2 protein-coding genes and 1 pseudogene are annotated in these 1430 nt (G+C 71.5%); all 3 read right to left on the reverse strand.

Annotated features, from left to right (window positions below; translation table 11 throughout):
- The coding region (locus MBELCI_RS18780) for an ExbD/TolR family protein (RefSeq protein WP_045320554.1) at positions 1–256 on the reverse strand (256 nt) is incomplete at its 3' end.
- 4 nt (positions 257–260) lie between these two features.
- Positions 261–644, reverse strand: coding sequence for an ExbD/TolR family protein (locus tag MBELCI_RS18785; RefSeq protein ID WP_021695817.1), 384 nt, complete (start codon positions 642–644; stop codon positions 261–263).
- 1 nt (position 645) lies between these two features.
- Positions 646–1289, reverse strand: a pseudogene (locus tag MBELCI_RS18790) (MotA/TolQ/ExbB proton channel family protein); the annotation flags it as partial.
- Positions 1290–1430: the final 141 nt, after the last annotated feature.

Raw genomic sequence — 1430 nt, forward strand, 5'->3', positions numbered from 1 at the left:
CGGCGGCGGCGGCGGCGGCAATGGCCCCGTCCCCCACGATGCCGCCGAACGCGATTTCGCCCGCATCCGACAGGTGCAGCACCAGTTCGGCCGTGGCGGGCGTGTCGGCCTCGGCCTCGGGCGGCGTCACCTCGAACGGTTCGGGCGGCGCGATCTGCGCCGTCATGAGAAAGAAGATCAGCAGTAGGAACACCACGTTGATCATCGGCACGATGCTTTCGCCCCGCGGCGTGCGGGGCGGCTCGTCGAAGGTCATCGGCTCACTCCACCAGCACGAGCCGGTCATAACCGGCGGCTTCGAGGCGCTGCATCACCGTGACGAGGCGTTGCAGTTCGGTCCCGGCCTCGGCGCGCAGCACGATGGTGTCAGAGCGATCCTCGACCAGATCCGCCAGCGCAGCCGGCAACGCCAGCTCGGCCAGCGGCGCGCCGTTGAGCGCGACCCCCTCGGGGCCGATCGAGACCAGCCGCGGCGGCCCCTGCCAGCCCCCGCCCGCGCTGTCGCCGGCGGCGTTCAGCGGCAGCTGCAGATCGAAGCCGAAGCGCGCCGAGAGCATGAAGAACACCAAAAGAAGGAACACCACGTCGATCATCGGCGTCAGGCTGATGCGGCGGCGCGGCCGGGCGAGATCTGCTAGCCGCATCTCAGGCCGCCTGCGCGGTCGATGACTCTGCCGAAACCGTCCCGCCCCCGGTCGCCACGGGACGCAGGAAGATCCGCGTCGCGGCGTCCTCCATCTCGTGGCGCAGCCGGTCCGCGACGCTTTCGAACCAAGTGAGCGCCACCCCCGCGGGGATCGCCACCGCCATGCCGGCGGCGGTGGTCAGAAGCGCCTCCCAGATGCCGCCCGCCAGCGCCGCCGGATCGGCGCGGCTGCCCGCCTCCTGCAGCGCCTGAAAGGCGGCGATCATGCCCAGCACCGTGCCCAGAAGCCCCAGAAGCGGCGCGATGCTGGCGATGAGTTCGAGCGGCCGAAGCCCGACCCTCGCCCGCGCCAGCAGCGCCCGCGCGACCCGCTCGGTCTCGGCCCGCGCGCCGTCCTCGCCAAGGCTCGGGTCGCGCCGCGCCCGCATCGCCGCCTGCGCCAGAAGCGCCCGGCAGCTCCGCCGCCCGTCGATCATCGACAGCGCCTCGGCCTCGCGCCCGGCGCTCCAATGCGCCACCGCGCGCGACTGCGCCGCCCCCCCGCTCCACGCCCCGAGCCAGCGCCAGCCGCCAGACCTTCCACAGGATCAGCGCCAGCGTGATCACCGACAGCACCGCGATCGCCCCAGATCGCCGGGCCGCCCAGCAGGACGACCTCGAGCCCGCCATCGAACCCAGCCCGCGCGGCTGTCCAGATTTCGTCCATGGGGGGTCCCCCTTGTTTGTATTTGCCACGTCGGCGTGCGATGCCGTGATTCTTAGTTTTATTAGTCGGAATAAAAAT

This window comes from Limimaricola cinnabarinus LL-001 (assembly GCF_000466965.1).
GTDB classification, from domain to species: Bacteria; Pseudomonadota; Alphaproteobacteria; order Rhodobacterales; family Rhodobacteraceae; genus Limimaricola; species Limimaricola cinnabarinus.

What these genes read in the sequence shown, in the direction of transcription:
- MBELCI_RS18785 (WP_021695817.1), bottom strand. Translation starts at nt 644, where the DNA reads ATGCGGCTAGCAGATCTCGCCCGGCCGCGCCGCCGCATCAGCCTGACG.